Here is a 22,787-nt window from a genome sequence, read left to right as displayed (position 1 = left end):
GCGCAGTTCCCCGCGCCCCTTTCAGGGGCGCTGCCCCAACCGTCCCCCGTAAGGGGCGCGGGGAACTGCGCGACCGGCCACGACGGTGGCGCGCCCGGCCACGCACGCCGCACCCCTACGGGAGCTAGCCGGCCTGCCCCATGCCCGCCGCGTTCGGCCAGCTCTGCGCGTTCGGCCAGCCGGTGGCCGGTGCCGGGGCCAGGTCCGGGACGGGGGGTGCGGGCGCCGTCATCCCCCGTACCTGCGCGGCCGTCAGCCCACCCCGGGCCGGCACCCCGGGCGGCGTGGGCCCGGCCGGCGCGGGGGCCGGAGCGGGTGCCGGGACCGCGGTCTGCATCTGTATGGGCATCGGAGCCGGTGCGGGCGCCTGGGCCATCTGGGCCATCTGAGCCAGGGGTGACATCTGAGCCACCGGCGCCATCATCGGCTGTTGCTGGGGCTGCTGCTGAGGCTGCTGCATCTGCATGGCTGCCGCCGGCATCGGCATCCCGACGCCGCCCTGCTGCGCGGCGACGGGGAGCGGCATGCCGACGCCGGCGGCGGGAGCGGCGGCGAGCCCCGGTACGGGCATCGCGCCGACTGCCTGCGCGAGCTGCATGCCCGCCCCGTTGGTCTCGCTCACCAGCCGGTCCACCGCCGCCGTACCCGAGCTGTAGCTGGTCCCGGTGCTCAGCTCGGGCACGGCGGCTCCCCTCCTGGTCCCGTAGAGCACCTGTTCCATGGCGGACACCAGGCGACGCACGTCCACCTCGGGGCGCACCACGAGACGCAGGAAGCGGCTGGAGGATCCGATCTTGTTGCCGCACTCGCGGACCAGGATCCGGTGCTCGGTGAGCATCCGGTCCCGCACCACGGTGCCCTCGGCGCCGACGGGAAGGCGCACGAAGAGGAAGTTGCCCTGCGAGGGGTAGACCGTCAGGCCGGGCAGCAGGGAGAGCTGGCTGGCCATCTCCAGACGGTCACGGCGCACCTGCAGCAGGCTCTGCGCGTACTCGGCGCCGTGCTCCTTGAGCATGAAGACGACGTACTCGGCGAAGGCGTTGAGGTTCCACTTCGGGAGCATCGAGCGGACCTTGCCGGCCAGCGAGGGGTTGGCGACCATGTAGCCGAACCGGATGCCGTGCAGGCCGAAGTTCTTGCCGAGGCTGCGCAGCACGATGACGTTGGGCCGGAGCATGGCCTCCTGGACGACGCTGGGCTCGGCCTCGGCGTCCGCGAACTCCAGGAACGACTCGTCGATGACGATCAGGTCCAGGTCGGCCATCGCGTCCATGAACTGCACCAGCGCCTGCTTGTGCAGGAAGCCGCCGTCGGGGTTGTTGGGGTTGCAGATGACGGCGACCTTGGTGCCCCGCTTGCGGATGAAGTCGGCGTACTGCGCGAGGTCCAGGGCGAAGCCGTTGGACTCCTGGAGCGGGAACATGTCGACGCGCTTGCCGGTCTCCATCGGCTGGTCGGTCCAGCGGCCGAAGGTGGGGACGGGGATGGCGAGGGACTCGCGGACCAGCAGGTGGTCGATCCAGGTGATCAGCTCGGTGGAGCCGTTGCCCATGGCCACGGCCTGCGGCGGGAGCTGGAGGAGCTGGCACAGCTCGGCGGTGATGGTGTCGGCGCTGCTCGGGTAGAAGGTGATGATGTCCTTCAGCCGGGCCGCCATCGTTTCCATCATGGCCGGGGTGGGGAAGTAGGGGTTGCAGGGAATGCAGAAGTCGACCGGGCCGGTTCCCTCGCCTCCCTCACGGGTCAGCGCCGCCATCGACGGGCTGTGAGCACCGCTGCGGAACAACGAGGTGACGCTGCCGGCCATTGAACCTCCGTATGAGGCGGGCCCGTTGGGGACGTCCGGGCCCGTCGTCTTGGGCGGCCCGCGCGGGGGAGCACGGGCCGCCCTTGAATACGGATGCGCACGAGGCGCTGTTCAACGCGTGTGAAAAAAGTGTGAGTTTACGTTTCTTCCCCGGCGTGGACGCGACCGGCCCCTTACCGGCCGCGCCCACGCGCCTCACACGCGCCTCACATGCGCCTCACATGCGCCTCAGGCGTCGAACGTGTGAACCGTCCGCGTCCTGTAGACCTGCCCCGGCCGGAGCACCGTCGACGGGAAGCCGGCGTGGTTCGGCGAGTCGGGGAAGTGCTGTGTCTCCAGGCACAGCGCGTCACCCTGCCGGTACGTCCGCCCACCCGTCCCCGTCAGCGTCCCGTCGAGGAAGTTCCCGGAGTAGAACTGCAGCCCCGGCTGGTCGGTGGCGATCTTCAGCGTGCGGCCGGAGCGCGGGTCGCGCAGCGTGGCCACGTGCTCGGGCTTCGCGGTGATGCCCTTGTCCAGCGCCCAGTTGTGGTCGAAGCCCTTGGCCTGCACCTGCTGGACGTGCCCGGCCCGGATGTCCCGCCCGATCGTCTTCGTCTCGCGGAAGTCGAACGGGGTGCCGCGGACGGTGGCCAGCTCACCGGTGGGGATCAGCCCCGAGTCCGTCGGCGTGTACTTGCCCGCGGCGATGGTCAGCTCGTGGTCCTCGATGGTCCCGCTGCCCTCACCGGCGAGGTTCCAGTAGACGTGGCTGGTGAGGTTGACGACCGTGGCCTTGTCGGTGGTGGCCTCGTAGTCGATGATCCACTCGCCGCGCTTCGTGAGGGTGTACGTCACCTTCGTCTTGAGCGTGCCCGGGTAGCCCATCTCGCCGTCGACGCTGGTGTAGTGCAGGACGAGGCCGACGTCGGAGCCCTTCACGAACGGCTCGACGTCCCAGACGTGCTTGTCGAAGCCCTGGGTGCCGCCGTGCAGGCTGTTCACACCGTCGTTGACGGAGAGCTGGTAGCTCTTGCCGTCGAGGGTGAACTGGCCCTTGGCGATGCGGTTGCCGTAGCGGCCGATCAGGGCGCCGAAGTACGGGGTCTTGGCGACGTAGTCGTCGATGTTGTCGAAGCCCAGGGAGACGTTGGCGTAGTGGCCGCGGCGGTCCGGTATCTCCAGGGTCTGGACGACACCGCCCCAGTTGAGGACCTTCAGCCGGGTGCCGCCGTTCTCCAGCGACCAGCGGTAGATCTTCGTGCCGTCGGCGAGCTTCCCGAAGGACTCCTTCACCGGCTTCCTGCCTCCCGAGGCGGCCTCGGCGGTGCCCGTGCCGAGGGTGGTGGCGGCGATGCCCGCCGCCGCGGCTCCTGCGATGACCGTGCGTCTGTTCAGTTCCATGTAGCGGCTCCCGTGAATGAGGTGAAAGACGCCCGCTGGACCCGCGCCCCATAGGGGCGCGGGGAACTGCGCGACCAGCCACACACGGCCCGCAGATTCAGTACGGCCTTCCCAGCGGAGCGCCGTCGCTGACTTACGAACCGGACTTGCGCTTGTTCCACACGTCGAAGCCGACCGCCGCGAGGAGGGCGAGGCCCTTGATGACCTGTTGCCAGTCGGTGCCGACGCTGAGGAGGTTCATGCCGTTGTTCAGCACGCCGAGGACGAGGCCGCCGATGATGGCACCGAGGATGGTGCCGACACCGCCGCTCATGGAGGCACCGCCGATGAACGAGGAGGCGATCGCCTCCAGTTCGAAGCCGTCGCCCGCCTTCGGCGAGGCCGCGTTCAGCCGGGCCGCTACCACCAGGCCGGCCAGGGCCGCGAGCACGCCCATGTTCAGGAAGACGTAGAAGGAGACCTTCTTGTCCTTGACGCCGGACAGCTTGGCCGCCGGCAGGTTGCCGCCGATCGCGTAGATGTGCCGGCCGAAGACCGCGTTGCGCATCACGTAGCCGTAGCCGACGACCAGCGCGCCCAGGACGATCAGGATGATCGGGGCGCCCTTGTAGCTGGCGAGCAGCATGGTGAGGACGAGGATCGCGGCGACCAGCGCGGTCAGCTTGAGCAGGAACAGCCGGGTGGGCGGCACCTCCAGGGCGAACTCCTGCTGGCGGCGCCGGTCGCGGAACTCCTGCCAGACCACGGCGGCGGCCAGCGCGAGGCCCAGCAGCAGCGTGATGTTGTGGTAGTTGGTGTCCGGGCCCACCTCGGGCAGGAAGCCGTTGCCCAGCTTCTGCAGGCCGTCCGGGAACGGGCCGATGGTCTGGCCCTGGAGCAGGATCTCGGTGAGACCGCGGAAGAGCAGCATCCCGGCGAGGGTGACGATGAACGACGGTATGCCCAGGTAGGCGATCAGGAACCCCTGCAGCGAGCCGGCCACGGCGCCCATCGCCAGGCACAGGATCAGCGCGACCGGCCACGGCACCCCGTGATTGACCGTCAGCACGGCGGCGAAGGCGCCCACGAACGCGGTCAGCGAGCCGACCGACAGGTCGATGTGCCCGGCGATGATCACCATCATCATGCCGATGGCGAGGATCAGGATGTAGCTGTTCTGCAGGACCAGGTTGGAGACGTTGCGCGGCAGCAGCAGGTCCCCGTTGGTCCACACCGCGAACAGGGCGACGATCAGACCGAGCGCGATCAGCATGCCGTACTGGCGCATGTTGCGGCGCAGGCCGTTCAGCACCAGCTGGAGCAGCCCGCCGTCCTCGTCGGGGGCGCTCCAGCCCGGCGGCACGGGGGCCGGGCTCTTGGCGGTGACATCCGTGCTCATCGCGATACCTCTTTGTCCTTCGTCATATGGCGCATCAGCACTTCCTGCGTGGCCTCGGACCTGGGCACCTCACCGGTCAGGCGGCCCGCGGCCATGGTGTAGATGCGGTCGCACATGCCGAGCAGTTCGGGCAGCTCGGAGGAGATGAAGACGACCGCCTTGCCCTGGGCGGCGAGCTGGTCGATGACCGTGTAGATCTCGTACTTGGCGCCGACGTCGATCCCGCGGGTCGGTTCGTCGAGGATCAGCACGTCCGGACCCGCGAAGATCCACTTGCTGAGGACGACCTTCTGCTGGTTGCCGCCGGACAGCTTGCCCACCGGCTCGAAGACCGTCGGCGCCTTGATGTTCATGGACGTGCGGTAGCCCTCGGAGACCTGCCGCTCCTCGTGCTCGTCCACGATCCCGCGCCGGGCGACCTTGTTCAGCGCGGTCAGCGAGATGTTGCGGTTGATGGTGTCGATGAGGTTGAGGCCGTAGTGCTTGCGGTCCTCGGTGACGTACGCGATGCCGTGCCCGACCGCCTCCGCGACGGACTTGGTACGGATCTCCGTGCCGTCCTTGAGGACCGAGCCGCCCGCGTAGCGGCCGTACGTCCGCCCGAAGACGCTCATCGCGAGTTCGGTGCGGCCCGCGCCCATCAGGCCCGCGATGCCGACGATCTCGCCGCGCCGGACGTGGATCGACACGTCGTCGACGACCTTGCGTTCCTGGTCGATCGGGTGCCGCACGGTCCAGTTGCGGATCTCCAGGGCCGGCGCCGCGTCCGCCGCGCCCTCGTACGCGGTCCGCTCCGGGAAGCGGTGGTCGAGGTCGCGGCCGACCATGCCCGCGATGATCCGCTCCTCCGTGGTCTCCTTCGACTTCACGTCGAGGGTCTCGATGGAGTGGCCGTCCCGGATGATCGTCACCGAGTCGGCGACCCGGCGGATCTCGTTGAGCTTGTGCGAGATGATGATCGAGGTGATGCCCTGGTTCTTCAACTCCAGGATGAGATCGAGGAGTTTGCCGCTGTCCTCGTCGTTCAGCGCGGCCGTCGGCTCGTCCAGGATGAGCAGCTTCACCTTCTTCGACAGCGCCTTCGCGATCTCCACCAGCTGCTGCTTGCCCACGCCGATGTCGGTGACGCGGGTCTCCGGGTGGTCGTCGAGACCGACCCGGCGCAGCAGCTCGGTGGCGTGCCGCAGGGTCTCCCGCCAGTCGATGAAGCCGCCCTTGGCGTGTTCGTTGCCGAGAAAGATGTTCTCCGCCAGTGAGAGGTACGGCGACAGCGCCAGCTCCTGGTGGATGATGACGATGCCGCGGTGCTCGCTGGCCCGGATGTCACCGAACCTGCAGGGCTCGCCCTCGAAGAGGATGTCCCCCTCGTAACTGCCGTGCGGGTGGACGCCGGAGAGGACCTTCATCAGGGTCGACTTGCCGGCGCCGTTCTCCCCGCAGATGGCGTGGACCTCGCCCTGGCGGACGGTCAGTGTGACGTCCGACAGCGCCTTGACGCCGGGAAAGGTCTTGACGATCGAGCGCATTTCCAGGACGGGTCCCGCCATGGTCGTGCCTTCCAATCAGTAGGACAACTAGTGGGGGACAGAGGTCACTTGAGCTCGGCGTCGGTGTAGTAGCCGCCCTTGACGAGGACTTCCTCGTAGTTGGACTTGTCGACGCTCACCGGCTGCAGCAGGTAGGCGGGGACGACCTTGGAGCCGTTGTCGTACGTCTTGGTGTCGTTCGTCTCCGGCGTCTTCTTGTTCAGGACGTCGTCGACCATGGTCGCGGCGACCTTGGCGAGCTGCCGGGTGTCCTTGTAGACGGTCTGCGTCTGCTCGCCCGCGATGATCGACTTCACCGAGGCCAGCTCGGCGTCCTGCCCGGTGATGACGGGCAGCGGCTGGCTGCCGGAGCCGTAGCCGTCCGACTTCAGCGCGGCGATGATGCCGATCGAGATGCCGTCGTACGGCGAGAGCACCGCGTCGACCTTGGCGGACTTGTAGGAGGAGGTGAGGATGTCCTCCATCCGGGACTGCGCGGTCGCGCCGTCCCAGCGCAGGGTGGTGACCTTGTTCAGCGCGGTCTGGCCGGACTTGACCACCAGCTGCTTCTTGTCGATGTACGGCTGGAGCACGCTCATCGCGCCCTGGAAGAAGTACTTGGTGTTGTTGTCGTCGTTGGAGCCGGCGAACAGCTCGATGTTGAACGGGCCCTTCTTGCCGCTGTCCAGGCCCAGCTTGTGCACGATGTACGTGCCCTGCTCGACACCGACCTTCGTGTTGTCGAAGGACGCGTAGTAGTCGACGTTCTTCGTGCCGAGGATCAGCCGGTCGTAGGCGATGACCGGGATGTTGGCGTCCGCGGCCTCCTGGAGCACGTTGTTCAGGGACTTGTTGTCGATGGCCGCGATGATCAGGCCCTTGACGCCCTGCGTGATCAGGTTCTCGATCTGCGAGACCTGCTGGTCCGGGTCGTCCTCGCCGTAGACCAGCTTGGTCTTGTAGCCCTTGGACTCCAGGTCCTTGACGACGTTCTTGCCGTCCGCGATCCAGCGCTCGGACGACTTGGTCGGCATCGCGATACCGATGGTGCCGCCCTTGGCGCTGCCCCCCTCCTCCTTGCTGCCGCCCTCACTGCTCTGCCCGCAGGCGGACAGAGTGAGAGCGAGCGAGGCAGCCCCGGCTATGAGGGTGAGGGCGCTTCTACGAGTACGCATGTGATCGGTCCCTGTTCTTCTCGTCGTTGAGAGGTTTCAAGCAAGGTCAGTTGAAGCGCGCCCCATAGGGGCGCGGGGAACTGCGCGACCAGCCACCGACGGCCTGCAGCCCCCATCGCTCATTCAGCGGCACCCTCGACGGGGAACCGGCGGAGAGAACCCGGCAGCCGCGACCCCAGCGGCGCCATCCCCCCGTCCGCCCCGTGCCGCGCGAGCAGATCCAGCGCCAGCCGCCCCCGCCGCACCCGCTCCCGCGCGGTGTCCAGCGTCACGTCCCGCAGATGGGTGCCCCACGGGTAGATGCCGGGCGCCTTGGACAGCCCGAACTTCAGGTAGATCGGCGCACCGCGCCGGATCAGCTCGGCGACCTCGTACATCCGGATGTAGCCGCCGAGGTCGTCGGGGGCCTCGATGTACATGTCCATGGGGGCGCCCGACACCCGGCGGATCTCGGTGAGGTGATCGAGCGTCAGGTCGCTCGGCACGTTGATGGAGTCGGCGCCGAGGTGCTCGAAGACCGAGTACGAGGCCGGGTTGACCGGCCCGACCAGCGCGGACACCTTCAGCGTGGTGTCGGCCGGGATGATCCCCGCCTGCCGGGCCCGGTGCAGCGTCCACAGCACGCCCTCGTCGGCGACGAGCAGGCACTTGACACCCAGCTCGGTCGCCCGGACCGCGTCCTCGACGCACCCGGCGACGGCGTCGTGGCCGCGGGCGCGCAGCCCGGCCCCCCGCGAGTCGGAGCGCACCGAGCCGCCGATGTCCCAGGTGCCGCGCGGGCCGGTGAACAGGCAGAGCTCGATGTCCCGTTCGTCGGTCGCGTCGACCATCTCGGTGATCTCGGCGTCGGTGAGCATCCACACGCCGCTGCCCTGGCTGATCCGGTGGATCGGCACGTCCAGGCGCGAGGACTCCTTGAGGACGACGGCCAGCGCCTCGGGACCCTCGCAGGAGGGGATCTCGGTGCGCCACTTGCCGCCGCCCGGGAAGCTGTGGGCGGAGGCGTCGGCGGGGTCGAGGGCGGGCGTGCCCAGGCCGAGGGCGGCGAGCGCCTGCTCACCGGGTCGGCGGGCCGCCGTAACGGAAGCGTCGGTCGTCACAAGCTGTCCTTCGTGTTCGGTATTTCGGACAAGGTTCGCGGCTCGGGGCAGAGAAAAGGCTTGGTGGTACGCCGGCCACGGCGAGGTCAGGGCACGCCGCGACCGGCGTACGACTAGGGGCGGAGCAGCACCTTGCCCACCTTCGGATCACCGGCCCCCACCAGCTCGATGGCCTGTGGGAACTCGGTCAGCGGCAGCTCGTGCGTGACCAGGGGCAGCGGATCGAGGAGACCGGCCCCGAAGACCCGTACCGTGTGCGCCCAGGCGTCCGGCGGTGCCCCGAAGACGGTGTGCACCTCCAGCTGCCGTACGACGAGGTCGGTCGGGTCCAGGCCGTCGGCACCGGCGGCCGGGATACCGGTCAGGACCAGGCGTCCGCCGCGCCTGAGCAGGGAGGCGGCGGTGCGCGCGGCGGACGCGGACCCGGCGGTCTCGATGACGACGTCGAAGTCGTCGGGCAGTTCCTGGTCCTTGGTACGGAAGTCGGTGGCCCCGAACTGCCGGGAGAGTGCCTCCCGGTCGTTCCGGGTCCCGACCACCAGCAGTTCGCTCGGCGAGATCGCGCGCAGGAACTGCACGGCGAACATGCCCAGCGTGCCGGTGCCGACCACCGCGACCCGCTCGCCCGGCTGGGCGTTGCCCTTCAGCGCGGCCGCCGCGATACAGGCGGCGGGCTCCAGGAGCGCGGCCGCCGTGAGGTCGGCGTCGTCCGGCAGGGCGTGCAGCAGGCGGGCCGGGAGGGTGAGGGTGGCGGCCATGGCGCCCGGCTGGGTGAAGCCGGTCTCCTCGTAGCCGTCGGTGCACAGGGTGGTCTCGCCGGCGTGGCAGCGGTCGCACACCTGGCAGTTGCGGAACCCCTCACCGACGACCTTGCGGCCGACGAGCGAGACCGGCACCCCGGGGCCCACCTCCGACACGGTTCCCGACCACTCGTGTCCCGGCGTCAGCGGGTAACGCACATACCCCTCGGGCCGGTTCCCCTGGTACACCTCACGGTCGCTTCCGCAAATCCCGACCGCGTGCACGGCGACCAGCGCCTCGCCGGGACCGGGCTCGCGGGGCGTGTGGTCCTCGACCCGGTGGGCCCCCGGCGCCTCGACGACGACCTGGGAACCGGAGACGGCGCCGGCGCTCACTTGGTCCCCTTGGGCTTGCGCTGCTCCCAGCCCTCGGCCCACAGGTCGAACCGGGCCTGCTGCTGTGGGAACTCGGCGGCCGCGTCGGCGTCGAACTCGACCCCGAGCCCCGGCGCGTCGGACAGGTGGAAGTACCCGTCCACGACCTCCGGCGCGCCCTTGACGACCTTCTTGATCTCGGCGTCGGCGAAGTCGTTGAAGTGCTCCAGGATCTTGAAGTTCGGGGAGGTGAACCCGACCTGGAGGGAGGCGGCGGTCAGTACGGACCCGCCGACGTTGTGCGGGGCGACCAGGACGTAGTGCGTCTCGGCGGTGGCGGCGAGCTTCCGGGTCTCCCAGATACCACCGATATGGCCGACGTCCGGCTGGATGACGTCCACGGCCTGGCTCTCGAAGAGCTCGCGGAACTCGATGCGGTCGTGGATGCGCTCACCGGTGGCGACCGGGATGTCCACCTTGGCGGCGACCTTCTCCAGCGCCTTCAGGTTCTCCGGCGGGCAGGGCTCCTCCAGCCAGGCCGGCTTGAAGGGCGCGAGCTCGTGCGCGAGCCGGACCGCGGTCGAGGGCGAGAAACGTCCGTGCATCTCCAGCATCAGCTCGGCGTCCGGCCCGATGGCGTCCCGCACGGCCTCGATGAGCGACACGGCGTACAGGGTCTGCTCGTGGTCCAGCTCGAAGTGCCCGGTGCCGAACGGGTCGATCTTCAGCGCCTTGTACCCGCGCTCCATGACCTGCTGGGCGGCCTTGTGGTAGGCCTCCGGGGTCCGCTCGGTGGTGTACCAGCCGTTGGCGTACGCCTTGACCTTGTCGGTGACCTTCCCGCCGAGCAGCTGCCACACCGGCACGCCCAGCGCCTTGCCCTTGATGTCCCAGCAGGCCATCTCGACGACGGCGATCCCGGACATGACGATCTCACCCGCCCGGCCGTAGTCGCCGTACTTCATCCGGCGCACGAGGTCTTCCACGGCGAACGGGTCGGAACCGAGAATGTGGTTGGCCTCGGCCTCCCGCAGGTAGCCGATCAGCGCGTCGGTGTGACCGAGCATCCGGGTCTCGCCGACTCCCGTGATCCCTTCGTCGGTGTGCACCTGGACGTACGTCAGGTTGCGCCACGGCGTCCCGACCACGTGTGTGCTGATTCCGGTGATGCGCACGGCAGTTGCCCCTCAGCTGTTCGAGATTTCGTCACGCGTTCGAAATGCTGGCGTGACAGTAAGGACGGGGCGGCAGGGGTGTCAATGGGTCGAACAGGTAACGGTTTCGGCAAGGCTTGCGATAGGTTTTTCGGTCCCCCACAGAACCTTCACAGGGGTGGCTGGTTATGTGACCCGTGGGGAACTTAGTCTTCCCGCGTCATGGACTACTGCCACCCGTGCCGACGGCACCTCAACGGCGCCCTCGCCTGCCCGGGGTGCGGCACCGCCGCCGAAACGCTACGCGCGTCCGCGCGGGAAGCGACCACCCCCGTACCGGTCACGCCCGGTGGACCGCCGTACGCGGAACCGGAGTCCGCGGACGGCGGCCACGCCCTCCAGAGCGACCCGGACGACGCGGCCGACGCCGACGACGCGGACGGCGAACCGCCGACAGGTGGCCGGGCCGAGCGGCGACGGGCGGCGCGCGGGCGCGGCGGCCGGAGCCGGGTGCAGGCCGCCGAGAGCATCGCCGAGGATCCCGAGGAGTCGTCCGGCCCCGACGGCCCCGACGGGAGCCGTCGCGACCGCAAGGCCGCGGCCCATCGGCGGCGGCGCCGCAGAGTCCTGTTGGTGGCCGCGGCGTGCGTGCTGGCGGCGGGCGGCCTGAGCCTCGCCGAACTCGGCACGGACGCCATACCGTTCACGACCCCGGACGCGGCCGCGGGCGGCGGCAGCACGACCGACGGCGGTACGTCGACGTCGTCCCCGGGTACGACGGCCCAGCCCCTGGACGACACGTCCGGCGCCACGGGCGCGGCGGACTCCGCCTCGGCCGACCCCTCCGCCTCACCGTCCCCCTCCTCCTCGAAGGACAAGGCGTCCGACTCCCCGTCGGCGTCCCCCAAGGACACGTCGGCACAGTCGGCGACGACGGGCTCGGGCACGGTCACCTCCCCGGCGACGACCCCGACGACCACGGCGGCCTCGACACCGACGTCGGACCCGACGACATCGGACCCGACCCCGGACCCGTCCCCGAGCGAGACGTGCAACAGGTTCCTGTGGTGGTGCACCTAGAGCAAGTGCCCGCCGGAGCGCCCCTTCAGGGGCGCGGGGAACTGCGCGAGCAACCCACCACAACCCGCACCCGAAGTACTACCAAAGCAAATCCAGCAAACCTGTCACATTCAATGAGCCCACTCCGTCGTAGGTGTGTAACCCGCTGAACCACAACGGAGGAGCACACCATGGAAGCCCGTCTGAACCTCTTCGCCAGCCCCGTCGCCAACAAGCTCATCAAGCACTTCGTCGCCGCAGGCACGGTCACCGCCGAGGCGGGCGTACCCGCGGCCACCCTGGAGCTCGTGAAGATCCGCGCCAGCCAGATCAACGGCTGCGGCTACTGCCTCGACATGCACACCAAGGACGCGGCGGCCGCCGGCGAGACCCAGCAGCGCCTCCACATGGTCGGCGCCTGGCGCGAGGCCACCGTGTTCACCGAGGCCGAGCGCGCGGCCCTGGAACTCGCCGAACAGGGCACCCGCATCGCCGACGCGGCGGGCGGCGTGCCGGACGAGGTCTGGGAGAACGCCGCCAAGCACTACGACGACGACCAGCTCATCGCGATCGTCGCGACCATCGCCGTCATCAACGCCTTCAACCGGCTGAACGTCACCTTCCAGATCCCGGCCGGCGACTACCGCCCGGGCCAGTTCGCCTAATCCCCTCAGAGGGCCGGCGCCGGTCGGTGCCGGCCTCCTAGGCGTCCAGCATCCTGCGCAGCAGATCCCGCAGCGACAGCCGCTCCTCGTCCGACAGTCCGGCCAGCGGCTCGCGCGCGAAGCGCAGCCCCTCGCGCAGGTCACGGGCGACCCGGCGGCCCTCGTCCGTCGCCGCGGCCAGCTTCACCCGGCGGTCGGCCGGGTCGGGCCGCCGCTCCACGAGCCCGCGGGCCTCCAGTCGGTCCACGATCCCGGTCACATTGGACGGCTCGCACTTCAGCTTCTGCGCCAGCTTCCGCATCGGCAGCGGCTCCAGCGACAGCAGGCTGAGCAGCCGCGCCTGCGCCCCGGTGAGCGTGTGCTCGCCCGCCGCCTCCTCGTAGTCCGCGTAGAAACGGGCCACGACGTCCCCGATGAGCTCGACGACCTCCAGGGTCAGGGCGTCGGGGCGGCGGGTCTGCGCGGGGGTGGACCGTGTGGACGACATGCACTCCAGGGTACCGCGTTACTTGACATCCTGAAATATTCAGGAGCATGGTTGTTTCAGGTACTGAAGTAATTTCGGAAAGGCGCATGTCATGATCAACCGCGAGTGGCACCTCCAGAGCCGTCCCGTCGGCTGGCCGAAGCCCGAGGACTTCGCCCTGGTCGAGGCGGAGGTGCCCACGCCGGGCGAGGGGCAGGTGCTCGTGCGGAACAAGTACCTCTCCGTCGACCCGTACATGCGCGGCCGAATGAGTGCCGCGAAGTCGTACGTCGCCCCCTTCGAGCTGGGTAAGGTCATGCAGGGCGGCGCGGTCGGCGAGGTCGTCGAGTCGAACGCCGAGGGCATCGCGGCCGGCGACCACGTCCTGCACTTCTTCGGCTGGCGCGAGTACGCGGTCGTGGACGCGAAGAACGCCGTCAAGGTCGACGCCGACGCCGCGCCCCTGTCCACCTACCTCGGTGTCCTCGGCATGACCGGCCTCACCGCCTACGCGGGCCTGCTGCGCACCGCCTCCTTCAAGGAGGGCGACTCCGTCTTCGTCTCCGGCGCGGCCGGCGCGGTCGGCAGCCAGGTCGGCCAGATCGCCAAGCTCAAGGGCGCCTCGCGGGTGATCGGCTCGGCCGGCTCCGACGAGAAGGTCAAGCTGCTGGTCGAGGAGTACGGCTTCGACGCCGCCTTCAACTACCGGAACGGCTCGGTCAGCGAGCAGCTCCGGGCCGCCGCGCCCGACGGTGTGGACGTCTACTTCGACAACGTCGGCGGCGACCACCTGGAGGCCGCGATCGGCCAGCTGAACCGGGACGGCCGGATCGCGGTCTGCGGCATGATCTCCGTCTACAACAGCACCGAGCCCGTCCCCGGCCCGAAGAACCTCGCCCGTCTCATCCAGACCCGCGGCCGGATCGAGGGCTTCCTGGTCGGCGACCACTACGACCTGCAGCCGCAGTTCGTCGCCGAGGTCGGCCCGTGGGTTGCCTCCGGGCAGCTGAAGTACCGCGAGACGGTCGTCGAGGGCATCGAGAACAACGTGGAGGCGTTCCTCGGGGTCCTGCGTGGCGACAACACCGGCAAGATGATCGTCAAGCTCTGACGCTCCCGCGTGACGCCGGTCGGACAGCGCTCGTTGCGCTGTGTGGAGGCCGCACCCTTGGACGTGGGGTGCGGCCTCTCGTCTGCCGGGTGCGGATTCGATGCCGGGTGCGGGTGCGGGTGCGGGTGCGTTGTGGCTGGTCGCGCCCACGCGGCGGCAGCCGCATATCAGATACAGCCCCGCGCCCCCTCGGGGCGCGTTTCAGCCGGCCAGAGCCGCCAAGTGCACCGCCCTCGCCAACCGGTCGTTCTCCGGTGCCGCTCCTCCCGGGAACGCGAACCGTCGCCTCGTGTAGCCGTAGGCGACCCCGCTCCTCGGGTCGGCGAAGGCCTGGGAGCCCGCTGCTCCGCTGTGGCCGATCGTGCCCGCGCCCAGGAACGGGTGCCAGGTGTCAGCCGTCGCCTGGAAGCCCAGGCCGTACGACTTGTGGGCGCGGGCCACCAGGTCGTACCCCACCGAGTGGAACTGGCCGAACTCCGCCACCGTGTCCTCCTTCAGCAGTGGGGCCTTGCCGTCGATCTCGCTGAGCAGGGCCGCGTACATGCCGGCCAGGCCGCGCGCCGACGCCACCCCGCCGAAGGACGCCGGGCCCTTGGCGCGGAGCAGCCGGTCGTTGGGGAGGGCCGTCAGGTCCGTGGGTTCGGCGCTGTGCTCGTTGAAGGCGATCCCGGCCAGGGTCTGCGGGCCGGACGGGAGGGAGTCGAGCAGGGCCTGCTGCTCCGGTGTCGGCCGCATCGGCAGGGTCGTGCGGAAGCGCGGCTCGTGGGCGGCCGGCAGGCCCAGGAAGAAGTCGAGGCCGTACGGTGCCCGGACCCGCTCCTCGTACACGTCCTGGAGCGTACGGCCGGTCGCGCGCCGTACCACCTCGCCGGTGAGCGCCCCGATCACCAGGGCGTGGTAGCCGAAGGCCGTGCCGGGGCGCCAGAACGGCCGCTGGTCGGCGAGGCGTTCGGCCATCGCCCGGTCGTCGGTCAGCTCCTGCGGGCTGAACCCGGTGTCGGTGCCGACCAGGCCCGCCCGGTGCGCGAGCAGGTCCCGCAGGGTCAGCGTGCCCTTGCCCTCGGCGCCGAACTCCGGCCAGTAGTAGGTCACCTTGCGGTCCAGCTCCAGCGTGCCGTCCTGCACCAGCATCGCCACGACCAGGTGCGCCGCCCCCTTGGTGGACGAGAACACGCCGTACAGGGAGTCCCCGCCGGCCCCCTCGCCCGCCCACAGGTCGACGACCCGCCGGCCGCGGACGTACGCGCACAACTGCCCCTCGTAGTCGGCCGGTTCGCCGGCGACGAAGGCGGCGAACTCCTCGCGCACCGCCTCGAAGCCCTCCGCGACCGTGCCCTGGACGGTGATCTCCTGCGTCATCCGTTCTCCTCAACCGAGCCGCCGGGGGCAGCTCCCACTGTGAACAACGCCCTACCCACCTGGGCGAACTGGTCTGCCGGTTCCTGAGATCGGTACGGCGGGACGTACCCGTTCGACTCAACAGCGGCACAGGGGGCGTACCCGACCCCACGGCGGCCCGCCCGGCCCCCGGTAAAGTTTTCGCCATGCGTGATCTCGGGGCGGGTTTCGGATATCTCCTCAAGGGCCAGCGATGGGTCGGCCGGCACGGCAGGCAGTTCGGCTTCGGGCTGCTGCCCGGCCTGATCACCCTCGTCCTCTACGCGGCGGCCCTGGTGGCCCTCGCGATATGGGGGCAGGACTTCGTCGGCTGGGCCACCCCGTTCGCCGACGACTGGTCCAGCCCCTGGCTCGGCCTCTTCCGCGGCTTCCTCACGGCGGTCCTGTTCGCCCTCGGCCTCCTGCTCGCCGTCCTCACCTTCACCGCCGTGACCCTGCTGATCGGCCAGCCGTTCTACGAGAACCTCTCGGAGAAGGTCGACGCGGACGTCTCGCCCGACGGCACCGCTCCCGAGTCCGGGCTGCCGTTCTGGCGCGAGCTGTGGATCTCCGCCCGGGACAGCCTGCGGATCCTGGTCCGCGCCGGTCTCTGGGGCGTCCTGCTCTTCGCCCTCGGCTTCCTGCCCTTCGTCGGGCAGACGGCCGTACCGGTCGTCGGCTTCCTCGTGACCGGCTTCTTCCTCACCGAGGAACTCGCCGCCGTCGCCCTCCAGCGCCGGGGCGTCGACCTGCGCGCCCGGCTCGCCCTGCTGCGCTCCCGCAAGACCCTGGTGTGGGGTTTCGGCACCCCGCTGGGCCTGGCCTTCCTGGTCCCGTTCGTCGCGGTGTTCCTGATGCCGGGCGCGGTCGCGGGCGCCACCCTCCTCGCCCGTGACCTGCTGGGCGAGGAGACGGCCGAGGAGGACGAGCGGGTCGGCGACCCCGTCACTTCCTGAGCGGCCTGAAGGACGCGTCCGCCGCCACGGTCACGATCGCCCGCACCTGGTCGATGATGTCCACCCGGTTCCGCACGAACTCCGGGTCGGTCACCTCCGTGGTGTTCCCGGCACCGAACTGCAGCACCGGGGTGTGCACATGCCCGCCGGGCAGCGTGTCGTGCAGCCCGAGGCGGTCGCGCAGCAGGGTGGCCCGGTAGGCGATCTCGTTGGAGAGGTAGTTCCCGCCCCCTCCGGCCCGCGCCGTCGACCCGGCGGTCGGCCCGTCCGCCCGTACGACGGGGTCGGTCCCTCCCGCGGGTATCTCGGTCACCTCGGTGTGGTCGTACACCGGGAAACGGCCCGTGTTCGCCGCCGTGATCGTGGCGTACGGGAGGGTGGTGGTCGTCCACTGCGGCTGCGAGGCCGGGTCGGTGACCGGGACGGTCTCGGTCCGGCCGATGTTGTCGTTGTCGGGGAACCCGCCCCGCCAGGCCCCGTTCGTCCGCTCCACGTCGAACCGCCCGACCCGCCCCTGGCTCACGGTCGTGAACAGGTCCACCTTCGGCAGGTACGGCCGCAGGGTCCGCTCCACCGTGCCCGCCGCGAAGTCGGCCCAGCGCACCGGGAACACGGCCGTCTCGACCCGCGCGGGTCCCTCGTCGGTCTCGATCACCGTCCCGTCGAGGGCCAGCGCGCTAGCCCCGGACGGATTGGAGATCCGGATGTCCCGGTCCAGCGTGAACGGGTCGAACCCGGTGACGAGGATCCGCCGGAGGCCCTTCCCCGGATACCGGATGTCGGTCTGCCCGCGCGAGGTCCGCTCCAACGCGTTCAGCAGGGCCGCCCGCTGCCGCTCGCTCACCCCGAACCCGGGCTCCCAGGTGCGCACCTGGCGGGTCATCCCGAGCCGCGCCCAGTACAGCGGCCGGTCGTCGTCCCGGCTCAGGTCACCCCCGGCCGGCCCCCGCCCCTGCGCCCGCTCCACGGCCCGCCGCCACAGCACCGCCCCCTGCCGCTGCACGACCTGCCGGGCCTCGGCGTAGGAGTGCGCGCTCTGCAGCGCCCGCGCGAACTCCGGTGCCACGTCGTCGAACCCGGACCGCCGGAGTATCTCCTGCGGCACCGCCTGGTCCAGCCGCTGCTCCTCGACGGTGGGGGAGGGGGCGGCCGTGGCCTGCGCCGCGGTGGGCGCGAGCGCCCCGGCCAGCAGCACGATTCCGAGAACGCCGATCCGAACGCGTAGGGAACTCAAGGGAGTTGGCCTTCCGTCGCAGTGGGGTGCGTGGTGCCGGACGGCCGCAGTATCGCCTGCTGGAACTGGTCTACGCCATGGTGCCCCGGAGCCGGGTGTTCTCCTCGAAGGCCTCGCGGGCGCAGTCGGGCGCAGTCGGGCGTGGTCGAGCGACGATCGGCGTGCGGTTGTCGTTGCCGGACCGGCCCTCTCGGCACGGGACCGGTTGGCGGTGTGGGGAGCCCCCGATGCCGCGGTCCCGTTGCTGCGTCGGGTACTGGATGGACCGGCAGGGCTTCACAGGTGACGCCCCGCCGGCCGACAGCGCGGCCGCGTGGCTTTCGGCGCGCGCACTGGGAGAGGTTGAGCTCCTTGTCGAAACGAGCTTCCCGAACTCCTACGCGAAGCCAGGGGTGCCCGGCGCTGATCTGGTCGGCGGCCGAAGTGCTGGGCCGGCAGCTTGGTCGCCGCGGTCATCCTTCGTCGCCGCGGCGCGTCGTGCTTGCCGGGCTCCCGAACAGGGTGTCAATGTGCAGGTGCTCCGTCTGCTTCGACCGCCGGTAGAACGTCGGTTCCGTCTGGAGGTCGTGGCGGTGGTGACCGGCTGAGGCCGGATCCGGCCGGGTCCGGGGCCTGGGCGTTTGTGAAGGGTTCGTACGAGATCGCGGCGCGGCGCCCGATGACCGGCCGTCGCCGCACAGCCACGGCTAAGGTCGGAGGCGGGACGAGTCCCCCTTGAGCAGCCCCGGTCCGGGACCTGACCCCTGGACCGGGGCTTGCGTGCCGGTGGCGTCAGTCGCGCACCCCGAAGCCGTACACCGTCTCCGAGCGGTAGGTCCCGCCCGGGTCCAGCCGCGTGCTCGGGAACCCGGGGCGGTTGGGGGAGTCCGGGAAGTGCTGGGTCTCCAGGGCGACACCGTCGCCGGGGGCGAAGGGGCCGGACAGGTGCTCGGCGGTGTAGAGCTGGACGCCGGGTTCGGTGGTCGCCACGGTGAGGGTGCGGCCGGACGCCGGGTCGTGCAGCTCGGCGACCTCCACGGGAGCCTCGGTCACCCCCTTGTCGAGGACGAGGTTGTGGTCGTAGCCGGAGCCGACCTTGCGGGCCGTACGGAAGTCGAAGCGGGAGCCGGAGACGTCCGCCGGCTCTCCCGTCGGGATCAGGTCCCCGTCGACGGGGGTGTAGCGCGAGGCCGCGATCCGCAGCTCGTGGCCGCCCGCGTTCCCGGAGCCCGCCAGGTTGAAGTAGCTGTGGTTGGTGAGGTTCACGACGGTCGGCGCGTCGGTGACCGCCTCGTAGGAGATGTGCAGCGCGCCCGACGCGTCCAGCGTGTACGTCACGGTGACCGCCAGCCGCCCCGGGAACCCCTCCTCCCCGTGCGGACTCACCCGCGACAGCCGCACCCCGTGCTCGACGGCCGCCGCCTCCCACACCCGCTTGTCGAAGCCGCGGGCGCCGCCGTGCAGGGAGTTGGGCCCGTTGTTCGGCTCCAGGGCGTAGGTCACGCCGTCCAGCGGGAAGCGGGCGTGCGCGATGCGGTTGGCGTACCGGCCGACCAGGGCACCGAGGTACGGCCCGGGGTTCTCCAGATAGCCGTCCAGACCCGCGAACCCCAGCACCACGTCCGCCGGCCGCCCGTCCCGGTCCGGGACCTCGACCGACTGCACGATCCCGCCGTACGACAGCACCCGCACCCGGGTCCCCGCGCGCTCCAGCGTCCAGCGGTGCACCACGGTGCCGTCGGAAAGTGTGCCGAAAAGTTCGCTCATGGGGAAACCCTAAGCCAAGGGTCTAGTCCACCGGCTCCTTGGCGGTGATGGTCCGGTAGGCGATCGCCGCGAGCTTCGACTGGCCGTCGGTGCTCGGATGGAACCAGTCCCAGTGGCTCAACTGGTCGGTCCCGAAGCGGTACGCGTACACCGCCCCGCCGTCGAACCGGCACCGCCGGTCCTTGGCGCAGACCTCCTCCAGCACCTTGTTGTACTCCTCGACCCGCTGCTGCACCTTGTCCCGGCGCACGGTCGCCGCACTGGTCAGATCGTCCGCGTCGGCCAGCATGGACGGGCAGATGCCCAGCTTCCACACCTGCTTGCCCAGCGGATTGGTCCGCCCCTCGGACCACAGCCGCTTCAGGTTCGGCACGCTGGACACGTACACCTGGGTCTTCGGCAGCGCCTTGCGCAGGGTGCCCAGCGCGTCCTCGAACTCGCTGCGGAAGTCCGCCACCGAGGTCATCGCCCGCACCGACGTACGACACGCGTCGTTCGCCCCCGCCATCACCGTCACCAACTGCGGCCTGCGCGCGACCGCGTCGGCCATCTGCCCCGGCAGGTCGGCCATCCGGGCGCCGGTCTCCGCGTAGTTCCAGCTGTGGTCGGCCGCCTTCGCCCGGCCCAGCAGCCGTACCGCCAGACTGTCCACCTGGTCGCTGGTGCCGGTCGCCCAGGACACCTCCGGGCAGTCCGAGAGCACCGTGCAGGCGTCGAAACCGCGCGTGATGGAGTCGCCGACGGCCGCGATCGAGGCCGGGCTGCGGTCCCACACCTGCACGGTCCGGGCGGCCCGGGTCTTCCCGCTCCCGGCCGCGCCTGAGGAACCCCCCAGGGCATCGCACCCGGCCACCCCCAGCGCGGCGGTGACGGCGACGGCGCCTGCCAGGGCACGCGAACGCCGGCGTCGCTGCTTGCGCATACCCCGTCGGTCCTCTCCGTCGTCCTGTTCGTCCCCCTTCATAACAACGCACGGGAGTTCCCGCCCCGCGCGCTGCAACGGACGACCCCCGTACAAGCGTCCCCCTGGGTGAATGGCGGGGGTTTCCTGGCAGTGGGACCGACGGTACGTCACACTCCTTGCGCCACCGCACGGTAGCCTCGCCATCAACGCGGCCGTCGTGCCACTGCCGCCAGCCAGTCAGCAAGATGTCCCGCTCTGCCCGGAGGTTCCGGTGACGACACGTGGAGTTCTGTACGTGCACTCCGCGCCGCGCGCGCTGTGCCCGCACGTCGAGTGGGCCGTCGCCGGGGTGCTCGGCACGCGCGTCAACCTCGACTGGATCCGCCAGCCGGCCGCCCCCGGCACCTGGCGCTCCGAGTTCTCCTGGCAGGGCGAGGTCGGCACTGCCTCCAAACTGGCGTCCGCACTGCGCGGCTGGCACCTGCTCCGCTTCGAGGTCACGGCCGAGCCCTGCGCGAAGGCCGAGGGCGAGCGCTACAGCTGCACCCCCGACCTCGGCATCTTCCACGCGGTCACCGGCATCCACGGCGACATCCTCATCCCGGAGGACCGCCTGAGGGCCGCCCTGACCCGCTCACAGCGCGGGGAGACGGCCCTGGAGGCCGAGATCGCCAAGCTGCTCGGCAAGCCGTGGGACGACGAACTGGAGCCGTTCCGCTACGCGGGCGAGGGTGCGCCGGTCCGCTGGCTCCACCAGGTGGTCTGAGCGCCGTCGTGGCTTGTCGCGCAGTTCCCCGCGCCCTGAAGGGGCGCGGCCGAGCGCCCTGCTTTTAGGGGCGCGGGGAACTGCGCGAACAACCCCCACCGGCGGTCGGCCGACGACGAAACGCACTGTGGCCCGAACTCCATCCAAGGGAGTCCGGGCCACAAGCGTCAGCGCAACGTTTCTCACACGGTCCTGAACGCGAGCACCACGTTGTGTCCGCCGAAGCCGAACGAGTCGTTCAGCGCGGCGATCCTGCCCTCGGGCAGCTGCCGGGCCTCACCCCGCACCACGTCCGCGTTGACCTCGGGGTCGAGGTCGTCGAGGTTGATGGTCGGCGGAGCCGTCCGGTTCACCAGCGCCAGGATCGACGCGACGGTCTCGATACCACCGGCACCACCCAGCAGGTGACCGGTCATCGACTTGGTCGCGGAGATCGCCATGTGGTCGACGTCGTCGCCGAACACCTTCCGCAGCGCCTTGATCTCGGCCACGTCACCCTGCGGCGTCGACGTCGCGTGCGCGTTGACGTGCACGATCTCGGCCGGCTTCAGATCCGTGCTGTCGAGCAGGTTCTGCAGCGCGTGCGCGATGCCGTTGCCCGAGGGCTCCGGCTGCGTGATGTGGTGCGCGTCGGCCGAGATGCCCTGGCCGACCGCCTCGGCGTAGATGCGCGCCCCGCGCGCCTTCGCGTGCTCCTCGGACTCCAGGACGATCACGCCCGCGCCCTCACCGAGGACGAAGCCGTCACGGCCGGAGTCGTAGGGACGCGACGCACCCTCGGGGTCGTCGTTGTTCTTGGACATCGCCATCATGTTGCCGAACGCGGCGATCGGCAGCGGGTGCACCGCGGCCTCCGTGCCGCCGGCCACGACGACGTCCGCACGGCCGGTGCGGATCATCTCGATGGCGTACCCGATGGCCTCGGCGCCGGAGGCGCAGGCCGACACGGGCGTGTGCACACCGGCCCGCGCACCCAGCTCGATACCGACGTTGGCGGCCGGCGAGTTGGGCATCAGCATCGGCACGGTGTGCGGGGAGACACGGCGTACGCCCTTCTCCTTGAGCACGTCGTACTGGTCCAGCAGGGTCGTGACACCGCCGATGCCGGAGGCGATGACGGCGCCGACCCGGTCGGGGTCGGCGGACGCGTCCTCACCGGCCTTGGCGGTGAAACCGGCGTCCTTCCAGGCCTCCTTGGCGGCGATCAGCGCGAACTGCGCGGACCGGTCCAGCTTGCGGGCCTGCGGACGGGGGATGATCTCGCCCGGTTCGACGGCGATCTGCGCCGCGATACGGACGGGCAGCTCGGCCGCCCAGTCCTGCTCCAGGAGGCGGACGCCGGACTTGCCGGCGACCAGGGCCTCCCAGAACGAAGCTGCGTCGCCACCCAGCGGTGTGGTTGCGCCGATACCGGTGACGACCACGGTGCGATTGGTCGGGCTCACGGGAATTCTTTCTCCAACGGATACGGGATTCGACGGCGCCACCGCCGGGTGGCGGGGCATTGCAGCCGGAGGCTAGTTAATCGCCTCAGGCCTGGTGCTTGAGGATGTAGTCGGTCGCGTCGCCGACGGTCTTGAGGTTCTTGACGTCCTCGTCCGGGATCTTGACGTCGAAGCGCTCTTCGGCGGCGACGACGACCTCGACCATGGACAGCGAGTCGACGTCCAGGTCGTCGGTGAAGGACTTGTCCAGCTGGACGTCCTCAACCGGGATGCCGGCGATCTCGTTCACGATCTCGGCGAGACCTTCGACGATCTCTTCCTGAGTGGCGGCCATGTCAGGCGCTCCTTCTTAGATGTTCCAGACGGTTGCTGCGGTGGTGCTGGCGGCGTCCCGCACCGGATGCATGATCCGGCACGGAG

The 22,787-nt window shown here is 70.3% G+C and carries 20 protein-coding genes; 5 read left to right on the top strand and 15 right to left on the bottom strand.

The features are described from left to right. Window positions 1-124: 124 nt before the first annotated feature. The 8 genes from ACFWPQ_RS47345 to ACFWPQ_RS47310 form a co-directional block, all read right to left on the bottom strand. The gene (locus ACFWPQ_RS47345) at window positions 125-1,807 is read right to left on the bottom strand and encodes a pyridoxal phosphate-dependent aminotransferase (protein WP_384050103.1); all 1,683 of its coding nucleotides are present in this window, start codon (window positions 1,805-1,807) and stop codon (window positions 125-127) included. A 228-nt stretch (window positions 1,808-2,035) separates the two neighbouring features. After that, the gene (locus ACFWPQ_RS47340) at window positions 2,036-3,190 is read right to left on the bottom strand and encodes an aldose epimerase family protein (protein ID WP_384050101.1); all 1,155 of its coding nucleotides are present in this window, start codon (window positions 3,188-3,190) and stop codon (window positions 2,036-2,038) included. 133 nt (window positions 3,191-3,323) lie between these two features. Next, the gene (mmsB, locus tag ACFWPQ_RS47335) at window positions 3,324-4,568 is read right to left on the bottom strand and encodes a multiple monosaccharide ABC transporter permease (RefSeq protein WP_384050098.1); all 1,245 of its coding nucleotides are present in this window, start codon (window positions 4,566-4,568) and stop codon (window positions 3,324-3,326) included. Beyond that, a complete protein-coding gene (gene mmsA, locus ACFWPQ_RS47330; protein WP_384050095.1) occupies window positions 4,565-6,115 on the bottom strand; it encodes a multiple monosaccharide ABC transporter ATP-binding protein in 1,551 nt (516 codons plus the stop codon). The genes mmsB and mmsA overlap by 4 nt, the downstream gene beginning before the upstream one ends. 44 nt (window positions 6,116-6,159) lie before the next feature. Beyond that, on the bottom strand, window positions 6,160-7,269 hold the full coding sequence (gene chvE / locus ACFWPQ_RS47325) for a multiple monosaccharide ABC transporter substrate-binding protein (RefSeq protein WP_384050092.1): 1,110 nt from the start codon (window positions 7,267-7,269) through the stop codon (window positions 6,160-6,162). Between the two features lie 119 nt (window positions 7,270-7,388). Continuing rightward, on the bottom strand, window positions 7,389-8,369 hold the full coding sequence (locus ACFWPQ_RS47320; RefSeq protein ID WP_384050089.1) for a hypothetical protein: 981 nt from the start codon (window positions 8,367-8,369) through the stop codon (window positions 7,389-7,391). 113 nt (window positions 8,370-8,482) lie between these two features. Next, window positions 8,483-9,505: a zinc-binding dehydrogenase gene (locus ACFWPQ_RS47315; protein ID WP_384050087.1), complete on the bottom strand. Its 1,023-nt coding sequence runs from the start codon at window positions 9,503-9,505 to the stop codon at window positions 8,483-8,485. After that, a complete protein-coding gene (locus ACFWPQ_RS47310; protein ID WP_361296223.1) occupies window positions 9,502-10,659 on the bottom strand; it encodes a mandelate racemase/muconate lactonizing enzyme family protein in 1,158 nt (385 codons plus the stop codon). Before ACFWPQ_RS47310 ends, ACFWPQ_RS47315 begins: the two co-directional genes overlap by 4 nt. Window positions 10,660-10,860: 201 nt before the next feature. Here ACFWPQ_RS47310 and ACFWPQ_RS47305 point away from each other — a divergent pair, with 201 nt between their 5' ends. Continuing rightward, window positions 10,861-11,718: a hypothetical protein gene (locus tag ACFWPQ_RS47305; RefSeq protein WP_384050083.1), complete on the top strand. Its 858-nt coding sequence runs from the start codon at window positions 10,861-10,863 to the stop codon at window positions 11,716-11,718. A 170-nt stretch (window positions 11,719-11,888) separates the two neighbouring features. Beyond that, window positions 11,889-12,362 carry a carboxymuconolactone decarboxylase family protein gene (locus tag ACFWPQ_RS47300; RefSeq protein WP_384050081.1) on the top strand — a complete coding sequence of 158 codons (474 nt, stop codon included), beginning with the start codon at window positions 11,889-11,891 and terminating at the stop codon, window positions 12,360-12,362. A gap of 37 nt (window positions 12,363-12,399) precedes the next feature. On the opposite strand, the gene ACFWPQ_RS47295 is transcribed toward ACFWPQ_RS47300, so the two are convergent. After that, a complete protein-coding gene (locus ACFWPQ_RS47295; protein ID WP_362598700.1) occupies window positions 12,400-12,849 on the bottom strand; it encodes a MarR family transcriptional regulator in 450 nt (149 codons plus the stop codon). 91 nt (window positions 12,850-12,940) lie between these two features. On the opposite strand from ACFWPQ_RS47295, the gene ACFWPQ_RS47290 reads away from it, so the two are divergent. Next, a complete protein-coding gene (locus tag ACFWPQ_RS47290; protein WP_384050079.1) occupies window positions 12,941-13,939 on the top strand; it encodes an NADP-dependent oxidoreductase in 999 nt (332 codons plus the stop codon). Between the two features lie 201 nt (window positions 13,940-14,140). Here ACFWPQ_RS47290 and ACFWPQ_RS47285 read toward each other — a convergent pair whose 3' ends face one another. Then, window positions 14,141-15,298 (bottom strand): serine hydrolase domain-containing protein, encoded by a 1,158-nt coding sequence (locus ACFWPQ_RS47285; protein WP_384050076.1) that lies wholly within the window; start codon window positions 15,296-15,298, stop codon window positions 14,141-14,143. Window positions 15,299-15,483: 185 nt separating this feature from the next. Here ACFWPQ_RS47285 and ACFWPQ_RS47280 point away from each other — a divergent pair, with 185 nt between their 5' ends. Beyond that, on the top strand, window positions 15,484-16,272 hold the full coding sequence (locus tag ACFWPQ_RS47280) for an EI24 domain-containing protein (RefSeq protein ID WP_384050073.1): 789 nt from the start codon (window positions 15,484-15,486) through the stop codon (window positions 16,270-16,272). Here the strand turns inward: ACFWPQ_RS47280 and ACFWPQ_RS47275 are convergent. The 3 genes from ACFWPQ_RS47275 to ACFWPQ_RS47265 form a co-directional block, all read right to left on the bottom strand. After that, complete coding sequence (locus ACFWPQ_RS47275) at window positions 16,262-17,506, bottom strand: pyroglutamyl peptidase (RefSeq protein ID WP_384050070.1); 1,245 nt, start codon at window positions 17,504-17,506, stop codon at window positions 16,262-16,264. The two genes, ACFWPQ_RS47280 and ACFWPQ_RS47275, sit on opposite strands and share 11 nt — an antisense overlap. A gap of 771 nt (window positions 17,507-18,277) precedes the next feature. Continuing rightward, window positions 18,278-19,252 (bottom strand): aldose epimerase family protein, encoded by a 975-nt coding sequence (locus tag ACFWPQ_RS47270; RefSeq protein ID WP_384050067.1) that lies wholly within the window; start codon window positions 19,250-19,252, stop codon window positions 18,278-18,280. 22 nt (window positions 19,253-19,274) lie between these two features. Beyond that, entirely contained in the window at window positions 19,275-20,174 is a 900-nt protein-coding gene (locus ACFWPQ_RS47265) for an SGNH/GDSL hydrolase family protein (RefSeq protein ID WP_361296196.1), read from the bottom strand. 253 nt (window positions 20,175-20,427) lie between these two features. Here ACFWPQ_RS47265 and ACFWPQ_RS47260 point away from each other — a divergent pair, with 253 nt between their 5' ends. Continuing rightward, a complete protein-coding gene (locus ACFWPQ_RS47260) occupies window positions 20,428-20,922 on the top strand; it encodes a DUF3145 domain-containing protein (RefSeq protein WP_093503479.1) in 495 nt (164 codons plus the stop codon). 182 nt (window positions 20,923-21,104) lie between these two features. On the opposite strand, the gene fabF is transcribed toward ACFWPQ_RS47260, so the two are convergent. Next, window positions 21,105-22,367, bottom strand: coding sequence for a beta-ketoacyl-ACP synthase II (gene fabF / locus ACFWPQ_RS47255; protein ID WP_361296192.1), 1,263 nt, complete (start codon window positions 22,365-22,367; stop codon window positions 21,105-21,107). Window positions 22,368-22,452: 85 nt separating this feature from the next. Continuing rightward, window positions 22,453-22,701, bottom strand: coding sequence for an acyl carrier protein (locus tag ACFWPQ_RS47250; protein ID WP_046425089.1), 249 nt, complete (start codon window positions 22,699-22,701; stop codon window positions 22,453-22,455). Window positions 22,702-22,787: the final 86 nt, after the last annotated feature.

Origin of the sequence: Streptomyces sp. NPDC058464 (assembly GCF_042721035.1) — a bacterium.
GTDB lineage: Bacteria > Actinomycetota > Actinomycetes > Streptomycetales > Streptomycetaceae > Streptomyces.
The sequence above is the reverse complement of the archived record's forward strand: the minus strand, read 5'-3'. Positions and strand labels throughout refer to the sequence as shown.

Excerpts from the sequence above, each read along its gene's own strand:
- ACFWPQ_RS47345 (WP_384050103.1), bottom strand. The coding sequence starts at position 1,807 with ATGGCCGGCAGCGTCACCTCGTTGTTCCGCAGCGGTGCTCACAGCCCG.
- ACFWPQ_RS47340 (WP_384050101.1), bottom strand. The coding sequence starts at position 3,190 with ATGGAACTGAACAGACGCACGGTCATCGCAGGAGCCGCGGCGGCGGGC.
- mmsB (WP_384050098.1), bottom strand. The coding sequence starts at position 4,568 with ATGAGCACGGATGTCACCGCCAAGAGCCCGGCCCCCGTGCCGCCGGGC.
- mmsA (WP_384050095.1), bottom strand. The coding sequence starts at position 6,115 with ATGGCGGGACCCGTCCTGGAAATGCGCTCGATCGTCAAGACCTTTCCC.
- chvE (WP_384050092.1), bottom strand. The coding sequence starts at position 7,269 with ATGCGTACTCGTAGAAGCGCCCTCACCCTCATAGCCGGGGCTGCCTCG.
- ACFWPQ_RS47305 (WP_384050083.1), top strand. The coding sequence starts at position 10,861 with ATGGACTACTGCCACCCGTGCCGACGGCACCTCAACGGCGCCCTCGCC.
- ACFWPQ_RS47300 (WP_384050081.1), top strand. The coding sequence starts at position 11,889 with ATGGAAGCCCGTCTGAACCTCTTCGCCAGCCCCGTCGCCAACAAGCTC.
- ACFWPQ_RS47295 (WP_362598700.1), bottom strand. The coding sequence starts at position 12,849 with ATGTCGTCCACACGGTCCACCCCCGCGCAGACCCGCCGCCCCGACGCC.
- ACFWPQ_RS47290 (WP_384050079.1), top strand. The coding sequence starts at position 12,941 with ATGATCAACCGCGAGTGGCACCTCCAGAGCCGTCCCGTCGGCTGGCCG.
- ACFWPQ_RS47285 (WP_384050076.1), bottom strand. The coding sequence starts at position 15,298 with ATGACGCAGGAGATCACCGTCCAGGGCACGGTCGCGGAGGGCTTCGAG.
- ACFWPQ_RS47280 (WP_384050073.1), top strand. The coding sequence starts at position 15,484 with ATGCGTGATCTCGGGGCGGGTTTCGGATATCTCCTCAAGGGCCAGCGA.
- ACFWPQ_RS47270 (WP_384050067.1), bottom strand. The coding sequence starts at position 19,252 with ATGAGCGAACTTTTCGGCACACTTTCCGACGGCACCGTGGTGCACCGC.
- ACFWPQ_RS47265 (WP_361296196.1), bottom strand. The coding sequence starts at position 20,174 with ATGCGCAAGCAGCGACGCCGGCGTTCGCGTGCCCTGGCAGGCGCCGTC.
- ACFWPQ_RS47250 (WP_046425089.1), bottom strand. The coding sequence starts at position 22,701 with ATGGCCGCCACTCAGGAAGAGATCGTCGAAGGTCTCGCCGAGATCGTG.